Annotated in this window: 23 protein-coding genes; 17 read left to right on the top strand and 6 right to left on the bottom strand. The window is 46.1% G+C overall.

Annotated features, from left to right (window positions below; genetic code table 11):
- Positions 1 to 18: 18 nt before the first annotated feature.
- Positions 19 to 639 carry a pentapeptide repeat-containing protein gene (locus tag JOC27_RS05540; protein WP_205006016.1) on the bottom strand — a complete coding sequence of 207 codons (621 nt, stop codon included), beginning with the start codon at positions 637 to 639 and terminating at the stop codon, positions 19 to 21.
- Between the two features lie 287 nt (positions 640 to 926).
- Between JOC27_RS05540 and JOC27_RS05535 the strand changes: the two genes are divergently transcribed.
- Entirely contained in the window at positions 927 to 1,604 is a 678-nt protein-coding gene (locus tag JOC27_RS05535) for a type 1 glutamine amidotransferase (protein WP_205006015.1), read from the top strand.
- Positions 1,605 to 2,017: 413 nt separating this feature from the next.
- Here the strand turns inward: JOC27_RS05535 and nfsA are convergent, their stop codons facing one another.
- The 3 genes from nfsA to JOC27_RS05520 all read right to left on the bottom strand — a co-directional run bounded on the left by nfsA (position 2,018) and on the right by JOC27_RS05520 (position 4,802).
- On the bottom strand, positions 2,018 to 2,770 hold the full coding sequence (gene nfsA / locus JOC27_RS05530; protein ID WP_205006014.1) for an oxygen-insensitive NADPH nitroreductase: 753 nt from the start codon (positions 2,768 to 2,770) through the stop codon (positions 2,018 to 2,020).
- Positions 2,760 to 3,584 (bottom strand): alpha/beta hydrolase, encoded by an 825-nt coding sequence (locus tag JOC27_RS05525; protein ID WP_205006013.1) that lies wholly within the window; start codon positions 3,582 to 3,584, stop codon positions 2,760 to 2,762. The genes nfsA and JOC27_RS05525 overlap by 11 nt, the downstream gene beginning before the upstream one ends.
- A 330-nt stretch (positions 3,585 to 3,914) precedes the next feature.
- Positions 3,915 to 4,802, bottom strand: coding sequence for a DMT family transporter (locus tag JOC27_RS05520; RefSeq protein ID WP_205006012.1), 888 nt, complete (start codon positions 4,800 to 4,802; stop codon positions 3,915 to 3,917).
- A 230-nt stretch (positions 4,803 to 5,032) separates the two neighbouring features.
- On the opposite strand from JOC27_RS05520, the gene JOC27_RS05515 reads away from it, so the two are divergent.
- The 11 genes from JOC27_RS05515 to JOC27_RS05465 all read left to right on the top strand — a co-directional run bounded on the left by JOC27_RS05515 (position 5,033) and on the right by JOC27_RS05465 (position 19,160).
- Positions 5,033 to 5,707: a YczE/YyaS/YitT family protein gene (locus JOC27_RS05515; RefSeq protein ID WP_205006011.1), complete on the top strand. Its 675-nt coding sequence runs from the start codon at positions 5,033 to 5,035 to the stop codon at positions 5,705 to 5,707.
- 73 nt (positions 5,708 to 5,780) lie between these two features.
- Positions 5,781 to 6,176: a fluoride efflux transporter FluC gene (locus tag JOC27_RS05510; protein WP_205006010.1), complete on the top strand. Its 396-nt coding sequence runs from the start codon at positions 5,781 to 5,783 to the stop codon at positions 6,174 to 6,176.
- Positions 6,166 to 6,531, top strand: a complete 366-nt coding sequence (locus JOC27_RS05505) for a fluoride efflux transporter FluC (protein ID WP_205006009.1) — start codon at positions 6,166 to 6,168, stop codon at positions 6,529 to 6,531. Before JOC27_RS05510 ends, JOC27_RS05505 begins: the two co-directional genes overlap by 11 nt.
- 810 nt (positions 6,532 to 7,341) lie before the next feature.
- Complete coding sequence (locus JOC27_RS05500) at positions 7,342 to 9,258, top strand: heavy metal translocating P-type ATPase (protein WP_205006008.1); 1,917 nt, start codon at positions 7,342 to 7,344, stop codon at positions 9,256 to 9,258.
- A 190-nt stretch (positions 9,259 to 9,448) separates the two neighbouring features.
- Positions 9,449 to 10,765 (top strand): Nramp family divalent metal transporter, encoded by a 1,317-nt coding sequence (locus JOC27_RS05495; RefSeq protein ID WP_205006007.1) that lies wholly within the window; start codon positions 9,449 to 9,451, stop codon positions 10,763 to 10,765.
- Positions 10,766 to 11,341: 576 nt separating this feature from the next.
- Complete coding sequence (gene murI / locus JOC27_RS05490) at positions 11,342 to 12,121, top strand: glutamate racemase (protein WP_205006043.1); 780 nt, start codon at positions 11,342 to 11,344, stop codon at positions 12,119 to 12,121.
- Positions 12,122 to 12,428: 307 nt separating this feature from the next.
- Positions 12,429 to 13,439 (top strand): D-2-hydroxyacid dehydrogenase, encoded by a 1,011-nt coding sequence (locus JOC27_RS05485; RefSeq protein WP_205006006.1) that lies wholly within the window; start codon positions 12,429 to 12,431, stop codon positions 13,437 to 13,439.
- Between the two features lie 58 nt (positions 13,440 to 13,497).
- A complete protein-coding gene (locus JOC27_RS05480; RefSeq protein WP_205006005.1) occupies positions 13,498 to 14,388 on the top strand; it encodes a shikimate dehydrogenase in 891 nt (296 codons plus the stop codon).
- 3 nt (positions 14,389 to 14,391) lie between these two features.
- Positions 14,392 to 15,159 carry a type I 3-dehydroquinate dehydratase gene (aroD, locus tag JOC27_RS05475; protein ID WP_205006004.1) on the top strand — a complete coding sequence of 256 codons (768 nt, stop codon included), beginning with the start codon at positions 14,392 to 14,394 and terminating at the stop codon, positions 15,157 to 15,159.
- Between the two features lie 846 nt (positions 15,160 to 16,005).
- Positions 16,006 to 17,529 (top strand): glycoside hydrolase family 68 protein, encoded by a 1,524-nt coding sequence (locus JOC27_RS05470; protein WP_205006003.1) that lies wholly within the window; start codon positions 16,006 to 16,008, stop codon positions 17,527 to 17,529.
- Between the two features lie 92 nt (positions 17,530 to 17,621).
- On the top strand, positions 17,622 to 19,160 hold the full coding sequence (locus tag JOC27_RS05465) for a GH32 C-terminal domain-containing protein (protein ID WP_205006002.1): 1,539 nt from the start codon (positions 17,622 to 17,624) through the stop codon (positions 19,158 to 19,160).
- Between the two features lie 93 nt (positions 19,161 to 19,253).
- Here the strand turns inward: JOC27_RS05465 and JOC27_RS05460 are convergent, their stop codons facing one another.
- Both JOC27_RS05460 and JOC27_RS05455 read right to left on the bottom strand, forming a co-directional pair.
- Positions 19,254 to 20,507, bottom strand: coding sequence for an MFS transporter (locus tag JOC27_RS05460; protein ID WP_205006001.1), 1,254 nt, complete (start codon positions 20,505 to 20,507; stop codon positions 19,254 to 19,256).
- 95 nt (positions 20,508 to 20,602) lie between these two features.
- Positions 20,603 to 21,151, bottom strand: coding sequence for a helix-turn-helix domain-containing protein (locus JOC27_RS05455; protein WP_205006000.1), 549 nt, complete (start codon positions 21,149 to 21,151; stop codon positions 20,603 to 20,605).
- 94 nt (positions 21,152 to 21,245) lie between these two features.
- On the opposite strand from JOC27_RS05455, the gene JOC27_RS05450 reads away from it, so the two are divergent.
- The 5 genes from JOC27_RS05450 (at position 21,246) to JOC27_RS05430 (ending at position 25,676) form a co-directional block, all read left to right on the top strand.
- A complete protein-coding gene (locus JOC27_RS05450; protein WP_205005999.1) occupies positions 21,246 to 21,941 on the top strand; it encodes an AzlC family ABC transporter permease in 696 nt (231 codons plus the stop codon).
- Positions 21,934 to 22,254, top strand: a complete 321-nt coding sequence (locus JOC27_RS05445; protein WP_205005998.1) for an AzlD domain-containing protein — start codon at positions 21,934 to 21,936, stop codon at positions 22,252 to 22,254. The genes JOC27_RS05450 and JOC27_RS05445 overlap by 8 nt, the downstream gene beginning before the upstream one ends.
- A gap of 235 nt (positions 22,255 to 22,489) precedes the next feature.
- Positions 22,490 to 23,059, top strand: coding sequence for an LOG family protein (locus JOC27_RS05440; RefSeq protein WP_239529846.1), 570 nt, complete (start codon positions 22,490 to 22,492; stop codon positions 23,057 to 23,059).
- A gap of 224 nt (positions 23,060 to 23,283) precedes the next feature.
- Entirely contained in the window at positions 23,284 to 24,054 is a 771-nt protein-coding gene (locus JOC27_RS05435; protein ID WP_205005996.1) for a tyrosine-protein phosphatase, read from the top strand.
- Positions 24,055 to 24,461: 407 nt separating this feature from the next.
- On the top strand, positions 24,462 to 25,676 hold the full coding sequence (locus JOC27_RS05430; RefSeq protein WP_205005995.1) for an MFS transporter: 1,215 nt from the start codon (positions 24,462 to 24,464) through the stop codon (positions 25,674 to 25,676).
- Positions 25,677 to 25,841 lie beyond the last annotated feature (165 nt).

The raw sequence follows: 25,841 nt of genomic DNA, 5'->3' as shown, positions 1-25,841 counted from the left end.
CGGTCGTTTCAACAACTGTTAAATACACCCAGTGCCTTCACCAGTTATTTCAATACCCAATGAGGCGACAAGTGGTGCCGCTTGGAAAGCGTCTATTTTTAAGCCAACGGCAAGCGGCATATCGATCCGGATGCCATCAATCGTGCAGCTTGACCAGTCCACCCCTTTCAGCAGTGTTTCACTGAAATCCGCTTGCTCAAGGTGGGACTGCTTAAAAACGACATTCTTGAGCTGGACATGCTGGAAAAAACTCTCATTCAACTGACAGGACTCAAAATTGATGTTGGTCAGCGTTGCGTCTGGAAATGATGCATACGTCATCAGGCAATCCTTAAAACGTGAATCTTTGCTGGACGTTTGGCTGAAATCTGTGCCGACCATCTTGCATGTTGTCCATTGATCACGGTATAAAACGGCATGCGCAAAAGAAAAATTAGAGAAATCACAATTAGAGAAAACGCAATCCAGCCATTCGGTTCGCGAAAAATCGCGAATCAGGAAATCACAATTGGTAAAAGTGACGTCGGTCAGAAGTTTTCTGAATCCGCGGCTGTCAATCCGGCAATTTTTCAAATGCATATCAGCTTCAAGCGACTCAATAAATACAGTTTGATCTTCAATCAGCACAGTGTCGGCCATCTGTCGGTCTCCTTATAATCAGCTTATCATGCAATGTTCATTACCGTTTGTTTGGTTGCGGTTTATTATATAGCTTCGGAATAGTCAGGCAAGAAATGATACAAAGCAGTATAATGGTCAGTCGTGGAAAACGAGACGCTTTGTTACGCCTTTTGCTCCACACGTTTAAAATAAACGGATGTTCGTGCACCTGTCAATGAACTTTCATACGTTTTTACAGAATCGATTGTCGCCACAAAGAAACAATGATAAGATTCACTGTAAATGAGCAGGATGGGGATGGCGAAATGAGAATCGATGTGTTTCAGCATGTCGCCTGTGAAGGACCGGCGGCGATCAGTGATTGGGCGGCCAGTCATCAAGACCAATTGGTGATACATAAACTTTTTGAAAATGATGCAGTGCCGCCTGGCGATACCCTTGAATTTCTTGTGATTCTTGGTGGCCCGATGAGTGTGAATGATCAGGGGCCCGCATGGATTACGGAAGAACGCCGCTGCATCGCTGAGGCGTTGACGGCTAATGTTCCGGTATTCGGTGTATGCTTGGGCGCGCAGCAGATTGCCAAAACACTCGGCGCGACAGTAGGTGTTGGTAAGAAGGAAGTTGGCTGGTTTCCCATTCGGCGTACAGCGACGCTGCTTCCGTTCCTTCCGGAAACTTTGACGCCGCTGCATTGGCATGGCGAAACGTTCGGTGTACCCGAAGGCGCTGTTCGCTTATTTGAAAGCGACGCCTGTGCGAATCAAGGGTTTGTCTACAAGTGTCAGGCAGTTGGTCTCCAATTCCATATGGAAGCAAAGACGGACAGTGTCGCATCGCTCCTTGAGCATGATCGTGACTATATTGATGCATCGCCTTATGTGCAGACAGCAGAAGAGATTGCAAAATTCCCAATGCCTGAAGAAAATCAACAGACGCTCTTTCAATTGCTCAATTGGTTGCGGCGCAGCAATAAAAAATAAAAAGAATCGGGTCAATCGATCCGATTCTTTTTATTCAGTAAAGCATATATCTTTTGGCGAAAAATCCAACGAAGGCACTCTGGCATTCGCGACAAGCGAGTGTCAGAGCACAATTTTTGCAAAAGGCCTGGCTGTGACCCATTTTTCTTAGCCAGAATCATCAACGAATAAAATGCGTTAGTTGAAGCGGATTGTTACAAAAAAGGATTTGCCCAGGTCAAAAGTATAAAAAATGCAGCGCAGGTGCGCTGGCGCCTTGCGGGAAAAGCGAGCCAGGTGAGACCCCGCAGATTCCAGTTTGTTTGAGGAGACGCGCGGCGCCCGCGGCAAGCGAGCAGTCGGAGCGAAATTGTTATAAAAAAACTTGGCAAAGCCTCATTTTTCTCATTAACGTCCGGTAAAGACCTTGTTTTTCAGTATTGAAGGAATCCTTGTTGTTTCAACGTGTTCAGCATCTGCTTGCGGTTTTCGGACTGAACAGAAGACGCTGCCTTGGCAATTTGGTTCGTAAATGTATCGACACGGCGGTTCGCATCGCGTAGATCATAGTATTGATTCACCGTCTTGTCGTAAGCCTGGAGCGCATCAAGCGGATCTTCGATCGGCTGATAGCTGTTTTGATGATACACGGCTTCTTTCGGTAGCCGTGGTTTAAGCTGCGGCGATTGATTTCGATAGCCAATGGCAAGGCCGAAAACCGGGAAGGTCAGCTCCGGCAGACGCAGCAAGTCAATCACAGCCTGGGCGTCGTTCAGGACGCTGCCAAGGTAAACCGCGCCAAGGCCCATGCTTTCCGCAGCAACGACAATATTTTGCGCGGCGATCACCGTGTCACTAAAGGCGCGAAGAAAAAAGTCGGCTGATCGGTAGACGGTGTCCGGTTGCCCCTTTTCTCTGGCAATAGTCGCATTGCGTTGCATATCCGCGACCATAATGAAAAGGCGCGCCGCCTCGGCGATATAAGCCTGGTTGCCGATTTCCGCTAGTCTTTTCTTTTTTTCGGGGTTGGTCACATCGATAATGGTGTATTGTTGAAAAAAGTTGCTCGTCGATGCGTGTTGCGCCGCCTGAACGAGTGTATCAACCTGTTCTTCGGTCAACTTTTGATCGGTGAAACTGCGAATGGAACGATGATTCAATAAAAGGTCAATGGTTTTATTTGTCATGATCCTGCCCCTCCTGGCTATTGGATGAAGTGTTATTTGATGTGTTATCTGTTGTGTCCCCAATTTTTTCTGCAATCCAATCGAGCGTATACCGAATTGTCTCATCCCAATAGGACCACTCATGTTTGACACCGTTTTTCTCGGAAAAACGATGCGGCAGCTTCGAACGGTCAAGCTTTGCTTTAAATACAAGATTATCTGCGTAAAGGAAATCTGCAGTTCCGCAGAATTGCAGAATGTCTGGGAGATAGCGGCCCTGATCGGATACTTTATCGACGAGACTGAATAAATCGTTGGCAGACTGCGAGAATTTCTTCAGATCGCCGAAAATCATTTGGAAACCGGGCAGATATTCTGGCGCGCGCTCGACCATCGCCTGTAAATCAACGGCGCCGGACATTGAGATAATACCGGAAAACTGTTCGGGATAATTCAACCCCCACTTAAGCGCACCGTAACCACCCATGGATAGGCCGCCAACAAAGCATTTGTTGCGAGTGGTGGCAAGCGGCAGCCAAGTCTGCAAGCGTTCCGGCAATTCCTTTGTCAGGTAAGTCCAGTAACGATTGCCATAAACCATATCGGTATAAAAGCTGCGATCGGCGCTCGGCATAATAATTGTAAGCGGCAATTTTTCAGCATAGCGCAACAGGGAAGTCTTCTGTATCCAGCTGGAGTAGTCGCCGGACAAGCCATGCAACAAATAGAGTGTGGCTGGCGGGTTATCTGGCGACCATTGGTCAGGAATCAACACATTGACGTGGGTTTGCAAGTCTAAGACTTCGGAACGGAAGCTAATTGTCATTAATGCCATTGATTTTTCCCTCCAATTATATGTATTGCGACACTTTTATTATGGCTCTGTTAAATTATAATGCTGTTTTTCCCGTAAAAAACAATGTGTGAGACGCCTGCGAGAACAGCGTGCCAGACGGGCCTCGCAGATTATTGCCTGTTCGAGGCTCGCGGTGCGCCCGCGACAAGCGAGCACATGGCAATTTAATGATTGAAAACAACAAAAGACTTTACAGAGCCTTTATAATAAATAGACAAGCTACAACGAATGAAGCAACTGCTCTGTTGCTTCATTCGCATGATTAACACGGGGTTCGAACGATTCACGGCGGAATCATTAATGAAAAAATCAGCTGCGAATTTTCGGGCGGAACAAGAAGATTGTAATACCACTTAAAATGATCAATATACCGGTAAATTGCTGCAGGCTAATTCCTTGTTTCAAAATAATGAAAGCAAGGATACATGTGCCGACCGGTTCGCCGAGAATACTCATCGAAATGGTCGAGGCATTCATCCACTTCAGCAGAAAGTTGAAGATGGTCTGTCCCATGATGGTTGAAACAAGCGCCAAGCCGATGAAACAGAGCCAGTCGCGAGCAGAATAGTTGATCAACGAGACACCAGAAATACCAGAGACAATGAACAGGACTACAGCACTGCTACCATAGCCAATGATCGAATAAGGCACAAGCGACAGATAGTTGCGCATCTCTTGACCGACTAAGAAATAGCCGGTAATCACACCAGCAGCGAGGAATGCCAGTCCATCGCCTATAAGTGCAAGGCCACTGATCTGAAAATCCTGCCAGCCAATCAGCGCGCTGCCAGCAATTGCTAATAAACCACCAACCATCATCCGTCCGGTCAGTTGTTCGTGGAACAGAAAATAACCGCCAACGAATGCAAAAAGTGGTTGCAAGGTGACAAGAACGACAGAGCTAGCCACGGAAGTGAAATGGAGCGACTCGAACCAGAGGGTGTAATGCGCGGCGAGAAAAATGCCTGAAAGCAGGCCAAGCAGCCATTGTTTGATAGAAAGATGACGCAATTCAAGCAGATGTGTCCGATTAAACAGAAGGACGGGTAAAAGGATTAGTGCGGCGAATAACATCCGATAGCCTGCGGTAATTGGTGCTGGCGCATCGGCAAGTACGGCAAAGATACCTGATGTCGACAAGGCGAAGACGCCGAAGAATAGCAGAAGGTAAGACAGACTCGAACCGATCGGCTTCATTCGAACACATCCTTAACTTAGAACCTGATGCATCCATCATAAATCAAATGATTCCATAGAATCAATGGCATTTGAATGGCTGCGATCATCGGGACAAATCTATTTGTAGCGCTGGAATTGCAACGGAGGCGCTTAACCGAAGCTTTTGAAAAAATTGATCTTGATGGATGAAAGGCTTAAGTATTAAAGTTAGATTTAGAGTTTCAGATGAAGGGGAAATTAATGTGCAAATGATTCACGAAAGACGTGTACCCATGTATGAAAATATCGCCTATTTTCTTTTATCAATTGTTATTAATGCGTTAGGCAACGCATTAACGGTGTCTATTAATCTTGGAAGTGCTTTATGGACGGCTTCTTCAGTAAACATGACGTATTTAACAGGGATACCCGTTGGCACAACGTTATTTGGGTTTGGTGTGCTTGTTATGGTGATTAATGCACTTATTCTTCGCCGGATCGAGTGGCAGCGCCTGATCGGCAATTTAATCTTTCTCATACCGTTCAGTTATTTGGTTGGGTTGACAAGCCAAGTCTTTTTGAATGAAAATATCAATACCCTTCCGGTCGTGTTCCGTATTCTACTCGATTGCACGGGGGTTGTCCTCATTGCAATGGCTATTTCGATTTATCAACGTGTGAATCTGATGCTGCATCCGTGTGATGATCTGATGCAAATTATTCGTTTTAAGTATTTTAAAGGCAGTGCGGCAATCGCTCAGTTAGTTACGTTCGCGCCACCGGTACTGATCATCCTTTTCTGCTGGTTTCAAATGGGCCAGCTCTATGCCATCAACGTAGGGACGATTTTTGCCTTGGCTTTCCAGGGACCGCTGGTCGGCATTTTTGATAGGATTGTTTTTCCGGCATTGAAGCATCAACATTTGGAACACATAAACGCGTGAACTTGAGGGTAGGATTCATCTAAGTGGTCGATTTCATTCCTCAGGGAACATTTTTGGTCAGGAGGAGCCGATTTTGTCTTATTTTCTTTTTGCTTTATTTGGTATTTTAGGGGCTCTTGCCCGATATTCGTTGGAATGGATGATACCCTCCCATGCTTTTCCATTTGCGACTTTGTTAATTAACCTTGTTGGTTGCTTTTTGCTCGCATTTGTTACTCGCTTTTTAGTTTGGATTCCCGGGTTTTCACAGCGCTTTGTGTCGATAATCGGTACGGGCTTTGTCGGCTCCTTTACAACTTTTTCTACGTTCACGTTGGAGACGGCACAGGCAATGCAACGCGGGGCGTATCTGACAGCAGCGGTTTACTTTCTGCTTAGTGCTATTGGCGGCTTGATCGCTTGCCTAATTGGGTACAAATTCAGCAAATACTTGCTGACGCGAAAGAGGAGGACGACTCATGCTCGTTAATTACGCTGCTGTCGCACTCGGGGCATTATTTGGTGTCTTCGCTCGTATTTTCGCGACCAAATGGATGAAGCAACTCTGGCACGGGCCCTTTCCGCTCGCCACATTCGTGATTAATCTGAGCGGAGCATTTGCTCTGGGCTTCATTACAGCGATTGGCTTTTCCAAACCATTGGCACTACTTGCGGGAACTGGATTCATCGGTACCTATACAACGTTTTCAACGCTGATGGTTGAAAGTTTTGAATTGATGCGGCGAAAGCAGCGGGTGTTTTTCTGGATCTACATCGGTGGGTCTTATGTTTTCGGCATGATGGCTGTTTTCAGTGGACTCCTGCTTGGCAGCAGATTGAACTAGTGATTAGTCTTATGCAAAGCAGTTGGCGCATGATACGTTAATATACAAAAATATGAAAAGTGTTATTGAAAGAGCGTCTCACGATCGATTGATCGCGCAGACGCTCTTGTTTTTAAGAGAAAAGCTATGTTTAAATTTAATTTTGTTTTTTGATGAAAAGGCAATGTGTGAGACGCCTGCGGGAATAGCGTGCCAGACGGGCCTCGCAGATATTAGCTTGTCTGAGGAGGCTCGCGGTGCGCCCGCGGCAAGTGAACACAGGGTAATAAACGATTAAAAAAACAACAGCAGATTTTAATAAAGCCAAGAGAAAAGAAAGTAAATGACTTTTGGTGAAAGATGCTGCGAGCGAGCAGCCGAAGTGCAATTGTTAAAAAGGCTTGGCTTAGCCAAGTTTTACTTATTCACCTTTTCCTGTTCTTGAGAATAGACTATCGGTTGCCCATTATCAATAAATGAAGCTTAATAGTAACTAATGATTTATTGATATAAAATATTATATTAATATAAATATAAATTAATATTCGGCAAATTTTTAAAACACATGGAGGCTATTTATCAGAATAAAAATAGTTAATGTTTGAAATATCAGCGATTATGACAACTGTTAATGAAAATCATTCTTGATATGACTATCTAAACGATACTTGTTATCATTCTCAATTAAAATAAATAATTGAGAACAAAAGGCTTGCAATTGCATAAAATGATGATAGAATTTGAATGTAATAATAATTAATCTAATTAAAAAGAAAAAATGATTGGTTGAATAGACAGTGGTTCAATGAATGGGATAGAGGAGGACTATGTATGCTGAAGGAAATGGATTTGCATCTTGCTGCGAACAGCAGCCGGCTTGACCAGTGGCGGGCAACAATTAAAAAGCATGGGGAAATGATTGCCGCATTGCTTGGCGGTGTGCTGACACTTGCGGGCTATGTCGTGAGTGAGATCACGGACACAAATGTCTGGTACATCTATCTAGTTGCCTATCTGATTGGTGGCTACTACCAAATTAGTACCGGTATTAAGGATACGATTAAGAACAGAGAATTGAATGTTGAATTATTGATGGGTCTCGCGGCAATTGGCGCAGCGTGCATCAGTCATTGGCTTGAGGGCGCTGTCCTAATCTTTATTTTTGCTTTAAGCGGTGCTTTGGAGACCTATTCGATGGCTAAGAGCTCTCGAGCGATCTCTTCGCTAATGGATCTGCAGCCGGAAACTGCGCGTCTTATCATCAATAATCAGGAACAGCAGATTGCTGTCGGACAATTGCAACCGGGCGATGTGATTCATGTTAAGCCAGGAGAACGTATCCCGGCTGATTCCCGCATTATTCTTGGTGAAACAACGATCGATGAGTCCTCGATGACCGGGGAATCGGTTCCCGTATTGAAAAAAATCGATGATTTAATCATGGCGGGAACGGTCAATATCGACGGTAATTTGCACGCGGAAGTGACTCGGAAAAACGAGGATTCGATGTTCAGTAAGATTATTGAATTGGTCCAGACGGCGCAGACGGAGAAAGCACCGTCCCAACTCTTTATTGAACGTTTTGAAAAAATTTACGTCAAGATAGTGATTGCGTTAACTGTATTAATGCTCTTCCTCCCGCATTATCTTTTCGGATGGTCATGGAGTGATACAATCTATCGAGCAATGGTGATGCTTGTTGTCGCCTCGCCGTGCGCGCTGGTTGCTTCGACAATGCCGGCTGTGTTGTCTGCTGTAGCCAACGGCGCACGCAAGGGAATTCTGATCAAAGGAGGGGTTCACCTCGAACAGCTTGCTGGTCTTAAAGCACTCGCTTTCGATAAGACTGGAACGTTGACACGAGGGAAACCAGAAGTTGATTGGGCGCTGAACGTGAGTGGTTTTGCTGATCGGGAATTTTATGCAGCAGTGGCTGCAATTGAGAATAACGCGTCGCATCCACTGGGAGAAGCACTTGTTGCCTATTCGCAGAAAGTGACGAAGGCAAGTCCGCTTGAGTCGGAAAACGTTAAAGTCAAACCAGGATTCGGTGTTTCCGGAGAAGTCGATGGGCGTCTGTACACGATTGGCAAGGCAGAACTTTTTGATGAAAAGACCATGCAACAATTTATGAATACGTATGAGCGGGAATTACCGAGAAACCACACGCTCGTCTATGTTGCTGTTGATCAGAAAATGGCTGGCGCCTTCGCTCTGAAAGATCAGATCAGAGACTCTTCCGTTGCGGCGATAAAAACGTTGCATCAATACGGCATTCAAACGATCATGCTGACGGGCGACAATGAAAAAACAGCCAGGGCGATTCAGCAGGAGACTGGCGTGAGCGCCTATATCGCAAATTGCCTCCCCGAAAACAAGGTTCAGGCGATTAAACAATTGGCTGAAAAATACGGTGCGGTCGGCATGGTTGGTGACGGGATCAATGATACGCCGGCACTCGCTCAGTCGTCAGTGGGTATTGCGATGGGCGGGGGGAACGATGCGGCATTGGCGACTGCTGACATCATTCTGATGAAGAATGATCTGCAGCGGATTGCTGACGCGGTTCGCTTATCAAAACGCATGAATCGGATTATCAAAATGAATATGGCTTTCGCGCTTTCGATGATTGCATTTTTGATGGCAGTCAACTTGCTCCAGTTCATTTCAATGCCGCTTGGCGTTATTGGCCATGAGGGAAGCACAATTCTTGTCATCTTGAATGGTCTGCGGATGCTTCGAGGGTAAATTGTGAAAAAAATAAATGAAAAAGCAATGAACACAACGTTCATTGCTTTTTCATTTATAAAAGGGATTTCATGAAAAAAAACTTGGGTATGGGTTGCAAAACGGGGGCGATTGCTATACATTGATTATAGGAATAAAAGTTTCCTTAAAGAAACAATTATTCTCCAAGCAATAAAAGGAAGGTGATTCGATGCGCTATACAGAAGATGTTGCAGTGGTTGGTTCTGGTGACGGAGCAGGTGTACTGACGATTCGAAAAGGTCAGGGACAGTCGGAGTCTTTTCAACAGGCAATTGGCCGGAAGAAAGGCTGGAAACAGGCCATACCCTTTATCGGGCCAGCGTTTGTTGCTGCAGTTGCTTATATCGATCCGGGGAATTATGCAACGAATATTCAAAGCGGTTCCCAGTATGGCTACTTATTGTTGTGGGTCGTGGCACTTTCGAACTTGATGGCGGTTCTTATCCAAACGTTGTCTGCAAAGCTTGGCATTGCCACGGCTCACAACCTTCCCGAGGTGCTTCGTGATCAATGGAAACCAGGCGTAGCCGTTTTCTATTGGATTCAAGGCGAAATCATGGTTATTGCCACCGATCTTGCCGAATTTATTGGCGCGGCGCTTGGTTTCCACCTTGTCTTCGGTTTGCCGATGATACCAGCGGCGATTTTGACAGCAGTCTGTGCAATGCTGATTCTGGCTTTCCAGGTGAAGGGATTCAGACCACTCGAGATGGTTATCGCTGCCATGGTTTTCATTGTCGTTATCGCTTTTGCCTGCGAAATATTCTTTGCCATGCCGCAAATGGCCCCTTTGATGGCTGGATTTGTTCCCCAATTTCAAGGTGTAGGTAGCGTGATGCTAGCGGCAGGCATCCTTGGGGCAACAGTGATGCCCCATGCGATTTACATGCATTCGGGTTTGACTTGCCGCCGCGTGATCGGAAGCAACGCTGTTGAGAAAAAGAAAATTTTCCATTTTGAAGTTGTCGATATACTGATTGCAATGGCGATTGCCGGTGTCATTAACATGATTATGCTAGCAGTTTCCGCCTCCACTTTCCATGGACATATGGTCATCACAGATTTGGATATCGCATTCAAAGAATTCGGCGTTTATATCGCGCCGAGCGCGTCGCTTCTCTTTGGTATAGGTCTCTTATTCGCCGGACTTTCCAGTTCATCGGTCGGCACACTTGCCGGTGACATCATGATGCAGGGCTTTATTCACAAAAGAATTCCTGTCTTTCTGCGAAGAGTCTGCTCGATGATTCCGCCGCTCGCGGTTATTATTTCCGGTGCGAACGCGACAAACGCGTTGGTTCTCAGCCAAGTCGTACTCTCCTTCGGCATCGCGCTAGCGATTATACCGCTTGTTATCTTTACTAGCAAAAAGTCGATTATGGGTAGTCTGGTTAATAAACGACTCACAACGATAACAGCGTGGGGAGTGACCGGCGTTATCGTCAGCCTGAATGTTTTTCTTCTCACCCAGATTATTGCAGGCTGACCTGAGAAATACAGGAGTTGTTCGAAACAGCCCCGAATACAAGTAAAGTTCACCGCCGTTTCGAAAATCTTCTGTTATTCATAAAGCCCCTTCTGAAGCAGGATCAGAGGGGCTTTTTTTGCAAATAAAATATATGAATTTTTGCGTGATAATGCAGCCGGAACACATTTGTTGCATATCCCGCGGCAAGCGAGCAACCGAAGCGTATTGTTATAAAAAAGATTGATGAAGCCTAGTTTTTCTTAAAAGATAAGAATATATAAGATATTGCACAAAAAATGGAGCACAGGCGCGAGACGCCTGCGGGAAAAGCGAGCCAAGTGAGACCCCGCAGATTCTCGCTTGTCCGAGGAGGCTCACGGATCGCCCGCGGCAAGCGAGCAGCCGGCGCGTAATTTCTGCAAAAAAGGACTTGGCTACGCCAAGCTTATCCCACTGATGGGCAATAAACAGGGCATTGCGCCGGTTCCTTCATTAAAAACAGTCGTTCATGTTTGGATAATTTTAATGTCTGCGGCGCGTCCAGGTATTATAATAGCAATTGTGGTTATAAAGTCAGTATGGAGTGTGAACACGTTGAAAATTGCTTTTTTTGATTCTGGCATTGGCGGTTTGACCGTACTGCACCAAGCCAGAAAGATACTTCCCGATGAAGATTATCTCTTTTATGCAGATACAGCGCATGTCCCATACGGGGAAAAATCAAAAGAGGAGGTCCGTGCGTTTGTTCTTGAAGCGGCTGATTTCATCGCATCGCAAAGCGTCAAGGCACTTGTCGTTGCTTGCAATACAGCGACGAGCATAGCGATTGAGGAACTGCGTCGGACCTACGCTTTCCCGATAATCGGCATCGAACCTGCGGTGAAACCGGCTGTTCAGGTCAGCACAAGGAAGCGGAGAAAGGTGCTGGTGCTTGCGACAGAATTGACGCTTAAAGAGGCTAAATTTCATCATCTTGTTGAACGGATTGACCATGATGAGATTGTCGACAGTCTGCCGTTACCAGGTCTTGTCCGCTTTGCCGAGCGTTTCGTTTTCGATCCGGAGCAAGTGATTCCCTATTTAAAGAAAGCGGCCTCGGGTCTTAATCTTTCTGAATATGGTACCGTCGTGCTTGGCTGCACGCATTTCCCACTTTTTAAGGATAGCATTCGACAGATTTTCCCGGAGGATACAGACATCATTGACGGCAGTATCGGCACGTCAAACCATCTGAGACATCAGTTGGCAGAACGTGGGGAGATTGGTGGCGGGGCCGGAGCGATCACTTTTTATCGTTCGGGCATCGCGGTAGCTGATCCACAGCTCTTGAGCCATTATCACGATATTTTCAAAAGATTAGATGATTTATATTGACAGATATTTTGCAATTTGCTATAACTGGAATCACTTCTTGGGAAAACAACCACATGGATAAAAAAGTCCGTGTGGTTTTTATTAAAAAGATGAGAAACATTCAGGACCCGCTTGGGGCGGCGGGACACTACTGAACATGGAAATAGAGGGAGTTCTTCTATTTACGGACAAAATCCAGCTTAGCGCTCTGCTCTTTGCGGGAAAAGCGAGCGACCGGAGCCCAGTTTCTAAAAAGTTTAGAAGTACAATTTTGCTTTGATAGAGTAAAAGAAAAGATAAGATAAAAGAAAAATTGGAGGAATCATTGATGAAAATATTGATGTTTTCGGTCCGTGATGATGAGCAGCAGGCGATTCGCGAGTGGGCGGATGCTCACGATGCGGTTGTGGATACCAATCAGCTTGAACTGGACACAGAAACGGTAAAACTAGTCAAAGGTTATGATGGACTTGTCATCCAACAGCGTAATCGCCTCGATGATGAAAGTATTTATAAGACGCTTCGCACGTACGGGATAAAGCAACTATCTACGCGCACAGCCGGTTACGATGTGTTTGATCTAGAAAAAGCATCTGCGAATGGGCTGATCGTCACCAATGTACCGGCCTATTCACCAAATTCTGTTGCGGAACTGGCGGTGACGCAGACGATGCGTCTGATTCGCAATCTGCCGCAGTTCGAAGCACGTGAGGCAGAACAAGATTTTCGCTGGGCCGGTCTGATGGCACGCGAAATTCGTTCACTGACGGTCGGTGTCATTGGCGCCGGCCGAATTGGCGGTACGGTGGCTCGCTTGTTCAAAGGACTCGGTGCGACAGTCATTGCAAATGATATCGTTGAACGCGAAGATCTGCGCGATGTCCTGACCTATGTGACTAAAGAAGAATTGCTGAAGCGGGCTGATATTGTTACGTTGCATGTCCCACTGCTGAATACGACTGAGAAACTGATAGACGCAGCAGCGCTCGCATTGATGAAGCCGGATGCTTACTTGATTAACGCCTCCCGTGGCCCAGTTGTCGATACAGACGCTTTAATTGCGACTTTGAACGATAAAAAAATCGCCGGCGCAGCGCTCGATACACTAGTTGGTGAGGAAAAATTCTTCAATATCGATTTGCGCGGCAAAGATATTCCAAGCGAACACTTGAAGACACTGCGCGCAATGACTAACGTTTTGATCACGCCACATATCGGTTTCTATACGAATCTTGCCGTGAAGAACATGGTGGAGATCAGTCTGAATGATGTGCTGTCTGTACTGAAGACGGGGACGAGCCCAAATCAAGTGAATCAGGTTCTGATCAGCAAGAAATAATATCACCGCACAAACTGCGGCATGCGTGCGGATACTATCGCTTGAGGGATTGAGAAGGATGGAAGAGTTTCACGAAGATCGGATTGACGGAAGGACGCAACTGATTGCATTACTTGCGACACCCATTGGCCATTCAATTTCCCCGCGAATGCATAATTTGTCGCTGAAGAAATTGGGACTGAATGCGGCTTACATGGCTTTTGAAGTCGGCAGTGAGCAGCTTGAAGATGTGATTAAGGGATTTCGCGCATTGGCTATTCGCGGCTGGAATGTGTCGATGCCGAATAAAAAGAAAATCATCCCTTATTTGGACGAGCTATCGCCTGCCGCTAAGTTTGCCGGCGCGGTCAACACGGTCGTCAACGAAAATGGGAGACTGATCGGACACAATACAGACGGTCTCGGCTATGTTCATGGCTTGAAAGAAACGGGAGTCGGCATCAATGGAAAAAAGATGACGCTCTTAGGTGCGGGCGGCGCGGCAACGGCAATCGCGATTCAGGCCGCGCTTGATGGTTTAGCAGAAATTTCTATTTTTAACCACGAGGGTCCGTCTCTTGCAAATGCTGAACGTAATACGCGCATAATAAATGATGAAATGACGGGCACATCCTGCCAGGCCCATTTCTATTCGCTTGAAGATACGGAGAGACTGAAGGAAGAAATCCGCACGAGCGATATTCTGACAAATGCAACGAACGTCGGCATGCGTCCGTTAGAAGGACAAAGTCTGATTCCTGATTCGAGTTGGCTGCGTTCCGAACTGGTGGTGTCCGATGTTATTTATATGCCACGGAAAACCAAGTTGCTGGAATTGGCGGAAGAAGCCGGCTGCAAGAAGATAAGCAACGGTTTGAATATGGTGCTCTTTCAAGGTGCTGAGGCTTTTAAAATTTGGTTCGGTCAAGCAATGCCGATTGACTTTGTCAAAGAACGGATGGGATTCTAAGCGATGATCAGCAAGATTCTGCGGATTAAGCATGTCAGTATCGGTGAAGGTATCCCGAAAATCATTATTCCACTTGTTGGACAAACGAGAGACAGGATCATGCAGGAACTAGCAAGCGCTCTAGATTTACAGCCTGATGCGATTGAGTGGCGCTTGGATGCCTTTCAAAATTCGAATGACTTCGCGGCAGTTCAAGAGATGATGGCTCTTCTTCATGAACGGCTTGCCGATAAACTACTGATTGTCACGTTTAGGAGCAAGGATGAAGGTGGCGAGAAAGAAATCAGCAAAGCGGACTATGTGGCGCTTAACAAATGGATCATTCATACAAATCAGGCAGATTTCATTGATGTGGAATGGTCTGCTGGAGAAAAAATTGTTCAAGAGCTCGTTGCTTCCGCCAAGGCAAATGCTGTCCGTGTGATTATGTCCAGTCACGATTTCAACGGAACGCCTGACAAATCAGAGCTGGTCGCGCGTCTGAGACAAATGCAAACCTATGGCGCCGATATCCCAAAAATTGCCGTCATGCCACGATGCCAAGCGGATGTGCTTACCTTGTTAGAGGCAACGGAAGAAATGAACAGAAAATATGCCGACCGTCCGATGATTACGATGGCTATGGGCGGATTAGGTGCGATCAGCCGTCTATGCGGCGAAGTGTTCGGATCCGCAATGACCTTTGGCGTTGGTCAAACAGCTTCAGCACCCGGACAAATTCCAGTCAAAGAGCTCAGGCAAGCGTTAGCGGTTATTCACGACAGATTGTAGAAAAAAGCTGCGAAATTTGAGCGAAACTTCTTTGTAAAGTTAAGATCTCGGCATAAATTGTAGCAGCACAGGAAGAAAAACTCGAGTTTTTCTTCCTGTGCTTTTTTTGAAAAGACAAGAATGTATAAGATTTTGTGAAAAAAATGGAGCGAAGGCGCGAGACGCCTGCGGGAAAAGCGAGCCAAGTGAGACCCCGCAGATTCTAGCTTGTCTGAGGAGGCTCACGGATCGCCCGCGGCAAGCGAGCAGCCGGCGCGCAATTTTTGCAAAAAAGACTTGGCTATGCCAAAGTTTATCTTAGTTTGAGCTAGGCTTAGCGGTTTCCCATTTAAATAGGCCAAATGGGAAATGGGCCTCGCAGATTATTGCCTGTTCGAGGAGGCTCGTGGGTAGCGCCCACGGCGAACGAGCATATGACGCATAGATAGACAATAACAATTTTTAACAGTCCTTTTTAATAAATATCTATTTTCCAACTTTCGTCCTGTGATTATTACAGAAGGATAACAGCTAGGTAACGATAATCATTGCATAAATCAACCGAAGAATTTGTCTTATAGACTTGTTTTTAAGGTAGAATGGCCATCTAAAATAAAGAATTTTTGTCATAAACGTCATAAAAATCTGCACTTTATTCATGAAACAAGAGTTTGACTGTTTGGAACAAATAAGCAATAGATCCTCCTTTTTACAGTTGACGGATCAGGTAGCGCAAATCTATCATTAGGAGGCAATCACGTCGCTATAAATCGACAAAACACAATTTCCTTGCAGCGCGCGCAATGGAGACATCAGGAAAAACATTTTGCAGCATCCGCTGAAAACTTGCTAAGGAGCGATCAACGAATGAAATCCAACAAAATGGTTAGAAGATTGTCTGCATTAGTTTTTACTGTTGCGCTATCTTTTGGCGGCGCTCTACACGCATTTGCTAGTCCAGCAGATGATACGGGCGACAATAATTACGGAAATTACGATAAGAAGGACTCTCATCAGGATAACCGTTATCCAGACGACAACTTATTTAATCAATCATACGGTATTTCTCATCTCACGCGTTCGGATATGGCGGAAATCGTCAAACAGCAGGATAGTTCGCGTTTTAAAGTGCCTGATTTTGATGCTTCTGCCATTAAAAATTTGGCATCCGCAACGGCTAAAGACAGTTCGGGAAATCCGTACGCACTCGATGTTTGGGACAGCTGGCCGTTGCAGAATGCGGACGGAACAGTTGCCGATTACAAGGGCTACCATATTGTATTTGCTCTAGCAGGCAATCCGAAAAATGCCAGCGACACGTTCATTTATCTTTTTTACCAAAAAATCGGTGATACATCGATTGACAGCTGGAAAAATGCCGGTCGCGTCTTTGAACCAGACGCGCATTTGAAAACAGACGATTCTTATTTGAAGCAACAAGCCGAAGAGTGGTCCGGCTCGGCTACATTGACGGCAGACGGAAAAATTCGACTTTTCTATACGAACCGTGAGCCTTGGGCTCCGGAGCAAAAGCTGTACGGGAATCAGATACTGACCACGGCACAGGTCAATGTCAGCCAGCAGGACAAAGATCTTCTGAAGATTGACGGCACGGAAGATTATAAATCCATTTTTGCTGGCGATACCAAGTATTATCAGACGGCTGATCAAAGCATACAGGATCCACTGGATAACCATACGTTACGGGATCCACATTATGTTGAAGACAATGGCCATAAATATCTTGTTTTCGAAGCCAATACCGGGAACGAAGATGGGTACCAAGGTGAGGAACAGCTGGATAATCGGGCTTATTACGGCGGCAATTTCCGCTTTTTCCAGCAGGAACGTGCCAACTTGCTGAAGAGTCCGAAGCGTCGTTTGGCCGCTGCGGCAAATGGAGCGCTTGGTATTATTGAATTAAATAATGATTATACTTTGAAGAAAGTGATGAAGCCACTCATCACTTCAAATACGGTAACGGACGAGATTGAGCGCGCCAACGTTTTTAAAAAAGACGGAAAATGGTATCTATTCACGGATTCCCGCGGCGCGAAAATGACGATTGATGGAATCAGCGATAAGGACGTTTATATGCTCGGTTTTGTGTCGCATTCATTGACCGGTCCTTATCGTCCGCTCAATGGTAGCGGGCTTATCTTGCGGATGAATCTAGAACCGAATGATTTGACTTGGACGTACTCTCATTTTGCTATTCCGCAGAAACGCGGCAATAATGTTGTGATCACGAGCTATATGACCAATCGCGGGCTGTTTGCTGAGCACCAATCAACGTTTGCACCGAGTTTCTTGATACGTTTGGATGGAACGAGCACTTCGGTTGTACCGAATCAAATATTGGCTCAAGGCCAGTTGACTGTGGAAAATTAAGTGCACAATGGGTAAGGGGAATACCGGTGGCTATCTGGTATTCCTTTTGCTTTTTTTGAAAGAATAACCCAAAAGAAGGGGGCTGCAACGACGTGACGTATTTTCGCAAACGATGGCATGTGGCCCTCGGGTTCGTACTTCTTGTCTTGCTTATCGCAACGTATTTCTACAAACCATATGCTGTGAATAAGAAATCGATCGTTGAAAAACCAAGTGCCACCTGGCGTTCGGTTTATCATTTTACCGTACCCGATCACTGGATGAATGATCCGCAGCGACCGATTTATTTTGATGGCCAATATCATTTTTTTTATCTCTATAATAAGGATTATCCGACAGGGAATGGAACAGCTTGGCGACATGCCGTCTCCAAAGATTTGATAAATTGGCATGATCGGGGAACAACTATTCCTAAATTCAGTAACGGGAACGGGGATGTCTGGTCGGGTTCGATAATCCGCGACAGCAGGAATACGGCAGGATTAGGCAAAAATACACTAATTGCGATTCTGACACAGCAGCCAGAAGGAAAGAAGCAACAGCAATATTTGTGGTATAGCAAGGATAATGGGACTACTTTCCGGCCATATGGCGAGAAACCGGTATTGACTAATCCGGCTGTGAAGGATTTTCGCGATCCAAAAGTGATCTGGGACAATGATCGAAAAAAATGGGTCATGGTTCTTGCGGAAGGTACAAAAATTGGTTTTTATCAATCGATGGATTTAAAGAAATGGCAGTATATGAGCGGGTTTGAGACCTCGGGGATCGGTATTGTGGAATGTCCGGATCTTTATTTGATGCGGGCTGATGATCGGACTATGCATTGGATTCTTGGTGCCAGCGCGAACGGTAAGGCTGCAGGCCTTCCTAATACTTACGCTTACTGGACGGGAAATTTTGACGGTGCTTTTTTTCATGCGGACCGTCTTGAACCTGAGTGGCTTGATCAGGGCTTCGACTGGTACGCAGCAGTCACTTTTGAGGATGGCCAAGCGCAGGATCCATTAAAGAGCCGCTACGCGATGGCTTGGATGAACAATTGGGATTACCCGACGAACACACCGACAACGAAAGACGGTTTCAATGGACTTGAATCCGTGCCACGTCAGCTTCACCTTTCCAGAGTGGGGCGTTCCTATAGGCTGTTGTCTGAGCCTGCGAGTCAGCTCGAGAAGACCATGATCCCCGTGGCACAAACAAGTCGTCTTGAAGTGAGAGGAAACAAAATGCTTGATACGGAGGCGGTCGCCTATCAATTAGATGTAGACCTCTCATGGAATAAAGCTGAGAACGCCGGTTTCCGTCTACGCGAGTCGGCACATGGTAAACGGCATATTGATATTGGTGTATTTGCGAAGGAGCATTTTCTATATGTCAATCGGAGCTTCACGGATCAGCCGGATAAGAGCGGACGCTACGTGGAAAACCGAGTACCGTTGCCGAAGAATCAGAAGTTCATTCATCTGAAGATCCTCGTTGACCGGACAAGTATTGAAGTGTTTGCCGATCACGGGAAAATAACGATTTCTGACCTGGTTTTTCCGCGTGCATCGGACAATCGAATAAGTTTGTATTCTTTAAAGGGGCAATCAGTTTTCAAGAATCTCGTGCTTCGTACATTTCAATAAGAAAGAATGGGGAGCATCTTCAAGTCGAGCGATAGCTTTATCAAAAGAGCGTCTCAAAGTCGGCATGACTTTTCAGACGCTCTTTTTCCATTGTCAATTTATCTGGTGAGACGCATCGCTTCTAGATGGGATAGGTCGCGCTTTGCTCAAAAGGCCCATCATCCCGGCGGCGATCAATGCGATGACCGTGATGATTGTCCAAGCAGTCCGAATCGAAAACGATTCAACAACGTTGCCCATCAATACCGGCCCGATTGTATAACCAGCTCCGGTGATTATCGGCAGAATCGAACTAACCCGTCCGCGGTGCGAGGCTGGTGTATAGTCCGCAATGAATGTCGATGAATTAATCGAAATCAGGATCTCACCAACGGTCATGATGAAAACGCCAAGATAAAAAAGTGGTAGGGTTGCTGCGACACCGAACAATCCGAAAGATAATGCGTAACAGATACCACCAGCGGTCATTACGCGAATCGGGTGGTAGTGCCGCGTGAACCGGACAATGAGCGGTGTGATCGTGATAACAACGATACCGTTACAGCTGGCCAGAAGACCGTAAAAAGCAGCACCGTTGCTCTTGTACAGTTCCGTCATTTGCAGTGGTAAGGTGAAATCCCATTGGCTGTAGACAAACTGATAACAGAATAGAATCAGCGCGAAGTAAAGCAGAATACGCCTTTTAAAAAGTAACCGGAAAACGGAACCTTCGATGCGTTGTTCCATTGCGCGATCGGCGCCGAGTTCCAGATGATCCGCCTGATTTTTGGTTTCCGATACGAAGAAGCCAATCAGCAACGCAGACAGAAACGTCGTCAGACCATCGCCGATGAAAACGAGCGGCAACGCGTCTTTGAATAGAATACCACCGATAATCGGTCCAATCGCGAAACCGAGATTCCAGCCCATATAGGTCAGCGAATAGGATGCCTTACGATTTTCCGGGGCGGTGATATCAGCGATCAGGGCGTCGAAAGCCGGTTGTCCCGCAGAATAAAGAACAGAAGAAATCATCAATACGTAAACCATATTCATCGAAGGCTGCATGAAGCCGCAGACGAGCGTCGCGAGCGCACCGGTGATTTGCGAAAAAAGCAGAACCTTTTTGCGGCCGATTGTGTCCACCAACTTGCCGCCGATGATCATGCCTGGTGCAAAGAGAACACTGAGCATCGTGATGTAATAGCCGGCCGCACCGCTTGTCAAACCGATTTTCTGTGTCAGGATCAGGACGAGCAGCGGCTGCACAAAGCTGCCGATATTGGTGATGATATGTGCGACAAAGAGTACATAGACTTCGCGGGGAAGCCCGCGATAAGTAGTGAATAGAGATTTAATTAAAGACATAAGGACTCCTATTTCGTGCGTGGTTGTATGCTGGGACGGGCCGTAAACCAAGTATAGCACTTTAAAAATAGATCTCAGTAAGCGTCCGCACAGACTCACCGTGGATAATAGATTAAATCAAAAAAAACAGCTTCTTCAGCACCATTGTTTGTGTAATCATGGACGTCATTCGGAACAAAATGCAACGCGTCGCCAGTTTCCAGGACCTGTGTTTTACCATGAACGGTTAGACTGATCGCTCCTGCTGCGACGAGAAGGTATTCCTCCCCACTATGCGCTTCGGCGTGATGGAAACTGCCAGCAGCGAGATGTGCCGAATAAATTTCAAATTTCTTTTCTGGGTGGAAGGAGAAAAGTGAGTAAACCCGGTACATTTCCTGATCGTCAATGGCAGGTGTCAGTTTCTTGAATACGACTTTTTCAATCGCCGTGTCCTCTTTTTCCATAAAGGAAGAAAATGAGATTTGTAGGCCCGTGGCGATTTTCCAGAGCGTGCTGATTGACGGATTGGATTTTTCACGCTCAATTTGTGCGAGCATCGATTTGCTAACACCAGTACGCGTCGCTGCCTGATCAAGACTCAAACCCTTCTGCAGACGGATTTTTTTCAGATTGCGGGCAATATCATGCTGCAGATCGTCCATCTTTCGTCCTCCGTTTCTGTATTGACAAACAAATAATCGTACTATATAACATACATATATATCATTATAACATACATTAAAGGGGAAAGTAGCGATGACACGGGATGAACGGATACGCACGATTCGAACGGCATTCACTGAGGCGACGCCGCTTGTGCTGGCTGTTGCAACCTATGGACTTTCATATGGTGTTCTGGCCACGCAAGCGGGTTTCAATCGGGCTGAAACTGTTGGTATGTCTCTGTTCGTTTTCTCGGGAACGATTCAGATGGTCGCGGTTGCGATGATTATGACTGGCGCAAGTATTGCCAGCATCTTTGTAACCTCCATTCTACTAAATTTACGGAACCTGCTATACGGCGCAGCGTTATCGAGTGGCCTCGGCACAAATAGAAAGCTGCGCTGGTTGCTCGCACCAGGCATTTCCGACGAACCTTTCGTTCTGGCAACTGCCTATTTCAAAAAGAATGGGCCAAGCCCGCTCTATTATAGCGTGCTAACCCTTATGTTTTACAGTGCCTGGGTGATTTCTTCCCTAATCGGTGCACTTGCCGGTAATCAGATTAACCCGCAAACGTGGGGGCTTGATTTAACATTTCCTGTCACATTCATTGCATTGCTGGTCCCGAGCCTTAAAGGCCGGCCGGCTCTTGCTACGGCGCTTGCTGCAGTAGGGATTGCGTTTGGAATTGAATTGTTGTTTCCCGGCAATGACTTTACGATAATCATTACTGGTGCTGTTGCGCCGTTTGTCGGGCTGTTTCTTGCAAGGAGGAAAGCGCATGCTTAAGAACTGGCTGCTGATCGGCATACTTGCTGTTTCGACTTATTTCTCCCGGCTAGCTGGTCTGGAATTCATGGCTAATCGTAAGACGGGACCGATGCTGGCCCTCTATTTTACCTATGTGCCGGTTGCGATTATTGCCGCGCTGCTTGTCAAGCAGATTTTTGTGCCGGTACATGGCGAACTGACGATTTCTTTTCCAATTTTGATAGGCTGTTTATTCGCCGGATTATCTATGCACTTTCTGAAACGATTTCTGCCGTCAATTATTATTGGCATGGTACTGGGGCTTGCCGCACGCTATTTACTTTTATCATGAGCAAGACGAACATATCGCTTAATTAAACGTTTGATTAAATGAAAGCGCGCAATGATAGAGTGCGTCTGTGGTCGTTGAACGGCATTTAAGAAAAAGATGCGAGAATAAAAGCGAACATATCGCTTAATTAAACGTTTAATTACCATGAAGGTCAGACGAAAGTTATAGGATCGTCGTTTATTAATCTATGGAACCATGCTATTATCAAGATATTATCCCAGAGAGGGTGTCTGGATTGAAACGGTTGACTGTTTTTTGTGGCGCGAATCCGGGTACGGATCCGATCTATATGCAGGCAGCACATGAATTGGGGATTTGGCTGGCGGAGCGACAAGTGGCGCTTGTCTATGGCGGCGCGTCAGTCGGTTTAATGGGTGCCTGTGCGGATGCGGTATTGGCACACGGCGGTCAAGCGATTGGTGTCATGCCGGAGCTCCTTCAGCAGCGGGGGATTGCTCACCCGAAGCTTAACGAACTGATTGTCGTTCCTGATATGCAGGCGCGCAAGGCGAAAATGCTGGAACTTGCCGATGCCTGTCTTGCCTTGCCTGGCGGAATCGGGACAATGGAGGAAATTTTCGACGCTATTTCCTGGTCGCAACTCGGTCTGCACCGCAAACCGTGTGCGTTTTATAATATAAATGGCTATTATAAGTCTCTGGCCGCGTTCCTTGACCGAACCGTCTCTGAAGGATTTCTCAGCGGCGGGAATCGGGAGAAAATCATTATTTCTGATTCGCTGGATATAATTGAACAGTGTTTTGCAACCTATGTACCACCTGAACGAAGAACGTACAGCAGATAAATGCTGCGTGTAAATCGATCGGGACAGTTAGGGACAGACAATTCAAAGGACATGTGCGAATAAGCTGCTCATATAATTAGCGGCAAGCGAGCAGCCGAAGCACAACTGCTTCAAATAAAGAACTGGTTAAGCCCAATTTTTCACACAGGCTTCACTTTGATACGTCATTAATATGTTACGATAAACAAGTCATGTGAAATCATTAGAAGAAGGCGGGGCTGCGGATGGAGCGCAAATTGATGGAACGGGTGCTTCCGGTACAAGGCGCCTATAATTTCCGCGATATGGGCGGGTTACGGACAAAGGACGGACGCACGATCAAGAAGGGATTGTTTTATCGCTCTGCTGATTTGACGGATTTGACGGAGAAAGATAAGGCCTATTTAAAAAAATTGTCGCTCCGTCTTGTTTTTGACTATCGTGACAAGGCTGAGGCGGATCAACGGCCGGATCCAACAATTGCAGAACGCCATGAACGGATTGCGGTGAACGGCGAGGATAAGACAACGGCAAAGAGCGAATGGAATCCTGAGGACTTTTATCAATCGTTTTCACTGAAGTCCTTTTCCAATGTCTATGCGGAGATGCCAATCCAAAATTTGTCTTACCGGCAATTGATGCGTTATCTGTCGCAGCCTGATCGGAATTTGCCGCTACTGCATCATTGTGCAGGAGGCCGTGATCGTACAGGTGTCGGTGCGATGTTGATTTTGCTGACGCTTGACGTGCCATTTGACACGATTATGGACGATTATCTGCTGTCCAATCGCCTTCTAAAGCAATTTCACCAGGAAATGTTTGCGGAAGCGTCGCAATACATCAATGGCAAACGTCTGCAGCAATTTGAATCAGATTTCCTCGTTCAAGAGGTTTATCTGAATGCAGCCGCAGATTCGATTAATGAGCATTATGGTTCATTTGACCGTTATTTGGCACGCGAATTCGGCATCAATGAGAAGGTTCGCGAGACAATCATGGATTTTTGCCTTGAATAAAATACAATGTAGGCGTCTTTGAAAGTCGGCTTTCCCGATCTCGAGGCGCCTTTCTTGCGTCTTTTTTGAGCGGTGAGAAATCTATAAGGCTCTGTTAAATTCTGTTGTTATTATTTAATCATTTATTGGCCATGTGTTCGTTTGCCACGGGTGTACCACGAGCCTGCTCGAACAGGCAATAATCTGGGGGTCTCTCTGGCACGCTGTTCCCGCAAGGCGCCATCACACATTTCCTGTGCTTCTGATATACTGGAGTAAATAATTACAGGAGGTTTTATCACGATGCAAAAGACTATCGTATTCTTGCAAGGCGGCACAGAGGGGTTGCTGTTCGCTTGTAATCTGTGAAACGAAGAGCTCTCCTCTCCTTTTATTTGCAATAATAAATAGGAATGCGGGGAGATACGATGCATCAATCACTATCGGCTTATAATAGCCGTTGTTTGTTCTGGGCTTATCTTTTCAACAGTTTGAATTTTCTTCAGCCGGTATTGACACTTTTTTATTTATCACATGGGCTGCATCCGCGTGATTTATTCGTGATCATGTTTTGCTGGAGTGCAGCTGTTTTGATCGGTGAAATTCCAACCGGAGTCTTTGCCGATAAATTTGGCCCCAAGCTTTCATTTTTAACGGGCGCAGCGGTTCAAATGGCGAGTATCGGCGTGCTCTTTTTTGCTGATCGTCCCTGGCAGTTTTTTCTGTACAGTTTTCTGAACGGATTTTCTGTGACGTTTTTCTCGGGTGCTGATGAAGCTTTCCTCTATGAATCACTTCGGGAAGACGGCAAAACGCAGATGATGGATCAGGTCATGGGACGGCTTCAATCAGCAGACTTTGCGGCGTCGCTTGTTGCCGTGATACTAGGCGCCTGGATTGGGAAGGATGTGACGCAAGCCCAGTTCCGCCTACTGATTCTTTTGACACTGTGTTTTCAATTGCTGCAGTTTATTTTCCTCGTGCTCTTGCGAACGCCCCGTGCGCACACGCGTGTTGTGCAGAATCATCCATTTCGCCAAGTAAGAGATGGCTGGCAAGTCATCCGCAAGAAGCCGCGCCTTCTCGTTATGTTTCTTAATGTCACGTTGGTGTTTATACCGGTCGGTGCGGTTTTTAAGAACTTTGATCAGCCTTTTCTCAAAGCAGCGGGCGTTCCGGTTAGCATCATCGGCATTCTTTATGCATCTGCGGCTTTGCTCGGTTTCTTTGTCTCACGGTCGATTGGCTGGCTGACACGACGTTTTCCGCGACTGCTGCTCATGCAGGTAACTGGTCTGCTGTCTGTTGCGGGTTTGGTTCTGGCTGCGCTGTCACACGCACCTATCTGGATGGCAGTCGGTACCTTCATTCTGCTGCGCCTGACACAGGTTGTCCGCTATCCGATTTATTCGCAAATCAGTAATGATTATATTCCGTCTGCCGTTCGGGCGACGACTATTTCACTTTTGTCCATTATCGATTCTTGCTGTGACTTGATGGTTTTTCTTGTTTTATCTTTTTTTGCGGGAGGACAGTCATTACCTGTGATATTCATTGCGGCAGCTTGCATCGCCTTGATTGGGACGTTGCTGCCAATTCGCTCACTGAACGATGAATCAGTAAAGTCTGATCAATCATTATAAATGATCATAATCAGGAACGGTATGCGTTTTCATAAAAAGAAACCGCCTGCCGTTTCTTGCTTTCAGCATAACGGATTCTGATTGGTTTTTCAGTAATTTGTTGTATTTCTGATCGTAAAGGTAAGGTATGATAAGAGAAGAGGAGACACTAAAGGTATTAGAAAG

The sequence above is a fragment of the Sporolactobacillus spathodeae genome (genome assembly GCF_016908935.1).
In the GTDB taxonomy this organism is placed as follows: domain Bacteria; phylum Bacillota; class Bacilli; order Bacillales; family Sporolactobacillaceae; genus Sporolactobacillus; species Sporolactobacillus spathodeae.
Note: the sequence above shows the minus strand (reverse complement) of the source record. Positions and strands in the feature narration are given on the sequence as shown.